Source organism: Fodinibius sediminis (assembly GCF_900182555.1).
Taxonomy (GTDB): Bacteria; Bacteroidota; Rhodothermia; order Balneolales; family Balneolaceae; genus Fodinibius; species Fodinibius sediminis.
This window is the reverse complement of the sequence record NZ_FXTH01000002.1, coordinates 413211-422024: the sequence shown is the minus strand read 5'-3', so window position 1 is coordinate 422024 and position 8814 is coordinate 413211. Positions and strand designations below refer to the sequence as shown.

Here is an 8814-nt window from a genome sequence, read left to right as displayed (position 1 = left end):
CGTTTTGGAGATAACCCGCCGGTGCGCACGACGGTTGCGACCTACGGGGGCGTGCCGGGCGATTCGCTGGTGGAGATTGACTGCATCGCGGCACTCAATGAATAACAGGTTAATCTGTTTTTAGCTGCATCGGGAAGGGGAGGAATATAGCGAAATGCCGATCTTTTGCCCTCACTTCCTCCGGAGATCCTTTTTCTGTTCTGGAGTACATACCTGGCTGAAAGCAGACAAAAAAGCTTTAATCATCATTCTAACATAGCAGATGATACCTTGGGAGCTCATCAAACGGATGGAGCTCTTGAGGTATCTGTGTTATTATTGCCGAAATTCATTTATGATGAATCGCAAAGATTTTTTACAACTGCTGACGACTGCAGGTACCATTGCGGCCTCGGGAGCCGGCGCTCTGTCGGTGTCTCGGCAAAGAGGAAGTGTTAGAACTAGCAGCAGTCTGCGGGAAGGATATAACTCTGATGTTGTTATTGCCGGCGGAGGGTTGGGGGGCATCGCTGCGGCCCTGGCATGCCTGCGCAATGGACTCTCGGTAGTAATGACCGAGGAAACCGACTGGATTGGCGGGCAGTTGACCCAGCAGGGGGTGCCGCCGGATGAGCATCAGTGGATAGAAAGCCACGGGGCCCCGCAAAGTTATCGCACCCTCCGCGACGGCATCCGGGCTTATTACAAGCAGCATTACCCGATGAAGCCGGAGGCCAGGGCCCGCAGGCATTTAAACCCGGGCGATGGGGCTGTATCGCGGCTGTGCCACGAACCGCGGGTGGCCCTGGCGGTGCTGCGCCAGATGCTGGCCCCCTACCAGAGCCGGCGACAGCTGAATCTGTTGCTGGAACATAAAATAACGGGGGCAGATGTGGCGGGCGATCGGGTTACTGCCCTTGAAGCTACCGACAGACGGAGCGGGGAGACCATCATACTGGAAGCCCCCTACTTCATTGACGCCACGGAGCTTGGTGACCTGTTGCCATTGACCGGTACGGAATATGTTACGGGTGCAGAGTCCCGGGCGGAAACGGGGGAGCTGCACGCTCCGGAAGAGGGGAGTGCGGCCAACCAGCAGGCGTTTACCTATTGCTTTGCGATGGATTATGTGCCCGGTGAAGACCACACCATTGCTCAACCGGATCGTTACGATTTCTGGCGACAACATGTACCTGATGTCAGCCCGCCGTGGCCGGAAAAACTGCTGGACCTTACCTATCCCAACCCCTCGACGCTCCAGCCCCGGGAGCTGGGATTTCATCCGGAGGGCAGGCCAACGGGCGATAAACTGAATCTTTGGAAGTACCGCCGGATCATTAATCCGGCTAATTTTGAGGCCGGAGCCTATGACGGGGGCATAACCGTAGTCAACTGGCCGCAGAATGACTACATGGGGGGGAATTTGGTCGACGTTTCTGATGACACATTTGAGAAGCATATACAGCAGTCCAAGCAGCTGAGCCTCTCCCTGTTGTACTGGCTGCAGACGGAAGTGCCCCGACCCGACGGCGGAGAAGGATGGCCGGGCCTGCGACTGCGCCCTGACATCATGGGAACCGACGACGGGCTGGCCAAATATCCGTATGTACGCGAATCACGTCGCATCAAGGCTGCATTTACCGTACTGGAGGAGCATGTGGGCAAAGAGCAGCGGGCGATGGTTACGGGACAGGAGCAGTCAGAGGTCACAGCCTCTGACTTTTATGACAGCGTGGGGGTTGGCTACTATCATATCGACCTGCATCCGAGCAGCGGCGGAGACAACTACATTGATTTTGCCTCGCTGCCGTTCCAAATTCCGCTGGGATCCCTGCTGCCCCGGCGAATGACCAACCTGCTTCCCGCCAATAAAAACATCGGCACCACCCATATTACCAACGGCTGCTACCGCCTGCACCCGGTCGAGTGGAGTATCGGGGAAGCAGCGGGACTGTTGACGCGCTATGCCCTGGAGCACGATGTGCCTCCGCGTGCCGTTCGTGAGGACCGATCCATGCTGGCCGATTTTCAGGCGTTTATTCGCTCACAAGGCATTGAAACCCACTGGCCGAATGGGTAGAAGAGGGATATGCAACGGCTCAACAGGCTGTGCTGCAATACCCCATAACCATAAACGTACAGGAACCGGAGATCAACGCTTATGATATTCACCACGCAGCGCTTTATGTTACTGATCATCGCCCCCTTTTTAATAGCCATGGCAGCGGCCTGTGGCCAGGAGGAGCCCGAAGGGCCGGAGACCACTTCTTCCTATGACATCGTCATCTACGGTGGCACTTCGGCAGGGGTAGCGGCGGCCATCCAAAGCTCCCGCATGGACAAATCGGTGGTGCTGATCGAGCCTGGCCAGCGCATCGGCGGCCTTACCACCGGGGGACTGGGAGCTACCGACATCGGGAACAAGTTTGCCATCGGGGGCATCGCCCGCGAATTCTACGAGAACATTCACAGCTACTACGAGAACCCGTCCCACTGGCACGGGCAGAGCCGGGAGGAGTACCTGGGCGACCAGCAGGGCCGCACAGACGAGGGGGAGAAGGCAATGTGGACCTTTGAGCCTTCCGCGGCCCTGCAGGTGTACAAGGAGATGATGGCCGCCGAAGAGATTGACCTGGCCCGCGGGGAGCGCCTGCAGCGGGAGGGGGGCGTGCAGAAGAAGGATGGGACCATTAGCCGAATCACCATGGAAAGCGGGCGCACCTTTGAGGGGAAAGTATTTCTGGATGCCACCTACGAGGGGGACTTGATGGCCGCGGCAGGGGTTTCCTATGAGGTGGGACGGGAATCCTCGGATACCTACGACGAATCGCTCAACGGGGTGCAGCTGTATCCCGAGGGCCTGCCGGATGATATTGACTCGGTCAAGGTGGACTACTTCAGCCGGGTCCCCCGCAACCGTCACCAGTTTCCGGATGGAGTAGATCCGTACAGGGAAAAGGGTAATCCTGACAGCGGGCTGCTGTGGGGCATCAGCTCAGACACGCTGGCCTCCAACGGGACCGGCGATGAGAAAGTGCAGGCCTACAATTTTCGTCTCACCCTGACCGACGACCCCGACAACCGCATCCCGATCACCCGGCCGGCCGACTACGATTCTACCCGCTACGAGCTGCTGGCGCGCCTGTTTGAGGCCCAGCCCGAGCACCGGGACATCAACGACTATTTTATCTGGACCCGGATGCCGAACCGCAAGACCGATGTCAACAATCGGGGAGGCTTTTCCACCGACATGATCGGGAGGAACCACCAATACCCCGAGGCCAGCTACGAGCAGCGCCGGGAGATTATCCAGGTCCATGAGAATTATACCAAGGGACTGTTGTATTTTTATAAAACCGACCCGCGGGTGCCCGAGCAGCTGCAGTCATTTATTGCCGACTGGGGGTATCCCAAAGATGAGTTTCTTAAAAACGATCATTTTACCCCGCAGCTGTATGTGCGCGAAGCCCGGCGGATGGAAGGGGAATATGTTATGACCCAGTCTAATGTAACCGGGACGGAAGTGGTCCCCGACAGCATCGGCATGGCCGCCTACGGGATGGACTCCCATCATATCCAGCGAATAATAACCGGGGGGATGGTGAAGAACGAAGGGGACATCCAGGTGCACGGCTACCCACCCTATCCCATCTCTTACCGTTCGCTGACGCCTAAGGCCGACCAGGCGAGCAACCTGCTGGTGCCGGTGGCACTGTCGGCCTCCCATATCGCCTTCGGGTCGATCCGCATGGAGCCGGTGTTTATGGTATTGGGGCAGTCTGCCGCTACGGCTGCCGCCATCGCAGTGGAGGACCAGGTCGCGGTGCAGCAGGTGGACTACTCCAGGCTCCGCAGGCAGCTGCAAAAGGACGGGCAGGTTTTGGAACATGAATAGCAATGAAATGTCCTTCCGTTATGGCAGACGGAAGGTTTTTTTCATCCGTGAACTGAAGATGTAATAATACAGTATCATCCATGAATAGTATTTGGCTGGCCTTGGGCGCCCTGATCATCTTTGCTCTGGGCTACCGATTTTACTCGAAGTTTATAGCAGAAAAGATTTACCGGCTTGACCCGCAGTACCAGACTCCGGCCCATGCTCAGGAGGACGGGCGGGATTTTGTTCCTACGAATAAGTGGATTGTCCTCGGGCATCATTTTACGTCAGTTGCCGGAGCTGCGCCCATTGTGGGTCCGGCTATAGCTATCTACTGGGGCTGGGCACCGGCCCTGTTGTGGGTGGCTGTCGGGACGATCTTTGCCGCCGGTGTTCATGACCTGGGGACTCTGGTTCTGTCTATTCGACATGAAGGGCGTTCCATCGGAACCCTGGCCGATACGTTGATTGGCAAGCGGGCCCGCATTCTGTTTTTGTTTATCATCCTTATCCTGGTACTGATGGTAAATGCGGTTTTTGCATGGGTAATCTCCAACCTGTTTATTTCATTCCCGGCGAGTGTGCTTTCCATCTTTATTCAGATACCCCTGGCCGTTTGGATCGGTTACTATACCTACAAGCGGCAGGGCAATATGCTTATACCCAGTCTGGTGGTGCTGGTGATTATGTACGGTACGGCTGTTTGGGCTTCCTATGTGCCGGCCCTTCAAATAGACCTGGTACGCTATTTTGGCGGGGCAGAGAGCAGCGTCTGGCTTGGGTTGAGCGGTACTTCGATGGCTTTTTTAATCTGGATTATTGTACTGATGATCTACGTCTATATCGCCTCGGTGCTGCCGGTATGGAAGCTTCTTCAGCCGCGTGATTTCATCAATGCTCAACAGCTTATTTTGGGACTGGGAATTCTGTATGCAGGTTTGTTTGTGCTGGGACCCGAAGTTACAGCCCCGGCAAAGAATACGGGGGCGGGGGATGTTACCTGGTTCCCGCTGCTTTTTATCACTATCGCCTGCGGGGCTGTTTCGGGATTTCACGGTCTGGTTTCTTCGGGAACGACCTCCAAACAGATTGACAAGGAACCCGATGCTCGTTTTGTGGGATACCTGGGCGCCGTCGGGGAGGGGGCTCTCGCTGTGATCACTATCCTGGCCGTAGGGACCTTCTTTTCCAGTGGAGAAGCCTTTGCTTCTACCTACTCCTCTTTTTCTGATGCCGGCGCCAACGGACTCAACGCATTTATTCAGGGGGCCGGACAGCTGGCTACCGGACTTTGGATTCCGGCCGAGGCGGCCCGAACCATTATTGCAGTGATTGTGGTAAGTTTTGCAGCCACGACCCTGGACAGCTCGGTACGGCTGATGCGTTATATTATTGCCGAACTGGGCGGAATTTATCAGGTTAAGGCCTTGACCAGGGTTCATGTCACCACGTCGGTGGCCGTATTGTCGAGTGCAGCGCTGGTACTGCTCCCGGAAGGCCCCCGGGGACTCGGTTCCGGCGGGTACCTTCTGTGGCCGCTTTTTGGCACCTCCAACCAGTTGCTTGCCGGCATCAGCTTTTTGTTAATCACCATTTGGCTCAGAAAACAGGGCCGACCGGTTATCTATACCCTGGTACCAATGATTTTTCTGCTGAGCATGACGCTGTGGGCGATGACCGAGCAGGTGGTTTTCCAGTGGTCGGGCTACGCGGATGCGGAAGCCAATCTACTGCTGTTTGGGCTGGGGGCTGTTATTCTGGGCTTTACGCTCTGGATATTGATTGAATCGGCCAGCCTGTTGCTTGGAAGGGAGACTCGGAAGTAAAAATATTTCTGTTCGGCTAACAGTGTATTGAATATCAATTTTACCAAATATGGATTATGAAAAATACGGTTTCGGGAAAAACAGCAGGTAGCTCCGCTAAGATCTTAGGCTGGGGCGTATGGTTAATGACAATCATTATTATTTCAGGGGGATGCTCTCGGGACGGGGGCCGTTATGAGCAGCTCAGCGACCGGGAGAAACACAGTGCCAAAAATGCCCTGGCGGGACTGGAAACCCGGAAAGGCCTGGAAACATCCCTTTTTGCCTCAGAAGATATGCTGGTTAATCCAACGAATATGGATATTGATGCCGAGGGCAGGGTTTGGGTAACCGAGGGCTATAACTACCGGCCGAAGCTGAATCCGGATAATCCAAGGAGAGCAGAAGGAGATCGAATTATGATATTGGAGGATACGAATGGCGATGGCAAGGCCGATACCAGCACGGTATTTTACCAGGGCAATGACATTGACGCAGCGCTGGGCATTATGGTGCTCGATGAGCGGGTGATTGTTTCCCGAAGTCCCTATGTATACGTATTTTATGATACGGACGGAGATGATAAAGCAGACCGGAAGGAGGTCATGTTTAGCGGTATTCAGGGAGAGCAGCATGATCACGCGGTCCATGCTTTTGTGTTTGGTCCCGACGGGCGGCTTTATTTTAACTTTGGCAATGAAGGGAAAACACTGAAGGATGCTGATGGAAATGCGGTAACCGACCCTTACGGAAATGAGATAAAAGCAGGAGGGAATCCCTATCGGCAGGGCATGGTCTTCCGCAGTGACCTGGATGGGCGAAATGTAGAAGTCCTGGCGCATAATTTTCGAAACAATTACGAAGTGGCCGTCGATTCCTATGGTACCCTCTGGCAGTCTGATAATGATGACGACGGCAACAAGGGGGTACGCATTAATTACGTGATGGAGCATGGCAACTATGGATACACCGACGAAGTGACGGGTGCCGGTTGGCGTACACGAAGAACAGGCATGGCCGGTGATATCCCCAGCCGGCATTGGTATCAACATGATCCGGGTTCCATTCCAAACCTGCTTCAGACGGGGGCAGGATCGCCAACAGGCATGGCCATTTACGAAGGTGATCTGCTACCCGATGTGTTTGATAATGCGATGATTCACGCGGATGCCGGCCCCAATGTTATCCGTTCGTACCCGGTCAAAAAAGAAGGGGCGGGCTATTCAGCTCATATCGAAAATATCCTCAGGGGAAACAGAGACCAGTGGTTTCGTCCCTCGGATGTGACGGTGGCTCCGGATGGGTCTATTTTTGTAGCTGACTGGTATGATCCCGGCGTGGGGGGGCACCAAATGGGGGATCAGCAGCGGGGACGTATCTTTCGCATTGCGCCGGAGGGAGCAGCGTACCGGTTACCGGATTTTGATCTCAGTAGCCCCGCTTCGGCAGTGGAGGCTCTTAAAAATCCCAATTTGAATATGCGCGCACGTGCCTGGCTGAAGCTGCGCGAGTGGGGGGCTGAAGCCGAAGGTGCTCTCGTTTCGCTCTGGAGATCGGAAAACAGCCGGTACCGGGCTCGGTCGCTTTGGCTGCTGAACAAGCTGGAGGATAAAGGAATTCAGTATATCGAGCAGGCCCTCGGGGATGATAATCCCGATATTCGTATTACCGGCCTTCGTGCTGCCCGGCAGCTGGATATTGATATTATTCCGTATGTATCGGCCCTGGTACAGGATGCCGCCCCTGAAGTACGCCGCGAGGCAGCCATTGCCTTGTATCAGAACCAGGCTCCGGAAGCCCCGGCGCTGTGGGCCAAGCTTGCGATGCAGCATGATGGCCGGGACCGATGGTACCTGGAGGCACTGGGCATTGGTGCAAAAGGGCAATGGGACCGCTTTTTTGAGCATTGGACGGATGAGATGGGAACAGCATGGAATACTCCGGCTGGCCGGGACATCATATGGCGCTCCCGGGCGGCTGCGGCCCTGCCCATGCTCACAGCAGTCATTCAGGATCCTTCCATTGCAACAGAAGATAAAAGCAGGTACTTCAGGGCGTTTCATTTTCATGATAGTCCGCGAAAGGAGCAGGAATTGATTGGTATTCTCAAGGCCGATCTGCCAGACCAGCAGCGGCTCAATATTATGGCGTTGAGACAGCTGGATGCCTCCGCCGCACAACGGTCAGCCACGGTGCGCGAGCAGTTGCGCGAAGCTCTTACAGCAGCAGGGAAGAGCCAGGAATACCTGGACCTGGTTGAAAAATTTCAGCTGGAAGACCAGGGAGAGGCACTGCTTGCCATGATGACATCCCACCCCGACAGCAGCCTCGGGATCAGGGCGTCTCGCCTGGCGCTCAACCAGGGGGGGGAACCACTTGTCAGAGCTGCACTGGCAAGCAGTAACGGCCAGGACCAACAGAATATCCTTGATGTGCTTGGCAATACCTCCACACCTCAATCCATCACGATGCTTGAGGTCTTTGCACTGGATGCACAGAATACATTGACCAAGCGCCGGCAGGCCGTTAAAGCACTGGGTGTTTCCTGGGGCGGAGAGCAGCGGCTGGTTGAACTGGTTAAGAGTGGAGTGCTTCCCGAATCACTCAGTGCAGCCGCTGCTGAAGCACTCTCGGATTCATGGAGGGGAGATGTCCGGCAACTCGCCAAGAAGTTGTCCGGTGAGTCCCCGCCTCCTGCTGTTGAACTGCCCCCTGCCTCGGAGCTGGTACAAAAGGCGGGGATACCCGGCAGCGGCAGGAAAATTTTTCAGCAGTCGTGTCAAATTTGTCACCGGGTAAACGGTACCGGGACGAATTTTGGGCCTGCGCTGTCCCAGATTGGAGCGAAATTGCCCAAGAAGGGGTTGTATGATGCTATTTTGAATCCCAGCAGCGGCATAAGTTTTGGTTATGAGGGACATACCCTGACCCTGAATGATGAAACCGAGATAACAGGAATTATACAAAGTGAGACTGCCTCAGAGATTGTTTTGCTTCTGCCCGGAGGATATACCTCTACCTATGCAAAGTCGTCTGTTAAGGGAAGGGAACAGGTAGAACGTTCCCTGATGCCCGATAATCTTGTCGCCGGCATGAGCGAACAGGAGCTGGTTGACCTGGTTGCCTATCTTTCATCTCTCAAATAAACTCACA

General features: G+C 55.2%; 4 protein-coding genes and 1 pseudogene. All 5 read left to right on the top strand.

Going from position 1 to position 8814, the window contains the following annotated elements:
• Window positions 1-105: pseudogene (locus FN808_RS19410) on the top strand (RidA family protein); the annotation flags it as partial.
• Window positions 106-337: 232 nt separating this feature from the next.
• Entirely contained in the window at window positions 338-2059 is a 1722-nt protein-coding gene (locus FN808_RS03850) for an FAD-dependent oxidoreductase (protein ID WP_142713241.1), read from the top strand.
• 81 nt (window positions 2060-2140) lie between these two features.
• Entirely contained in the window at window positions 2141-3874 is a 1734-nt protein-coding gene (locus FN808_RS03845; protein ID WP_221929893.1) for an FAD-dependent oxidoreductase, read from the top strand.
• An 80-nt stretch (window positions 3875-3954) separates the two neighbouring features.
• Window positions 3955-5682, top strand: coding sequence for a carbon starvation CstA family protein (locus tag FN808_RS03840; RefSeq protein WP_142713225.1), 1728 nt, complete (start codon window positions 3955-3957; stop codon window positions 5680-5682).
• Between the two features lie 56 nt (window positions 5683-5738).
• Window positions 5739-8807 (top strand): PVC-type heme-binding CxxCH protein, encoded by a 3069-nt coding sequence (locus tag FN808_RS03835; protein WP_142713224.1) that lies wholly within the window; start codon window positions 5739-5741, stop codon window positions 8805-8807.
• The last annotated feature ends 7 nt before the right edge of the window (window positions 8808-8814 follow it).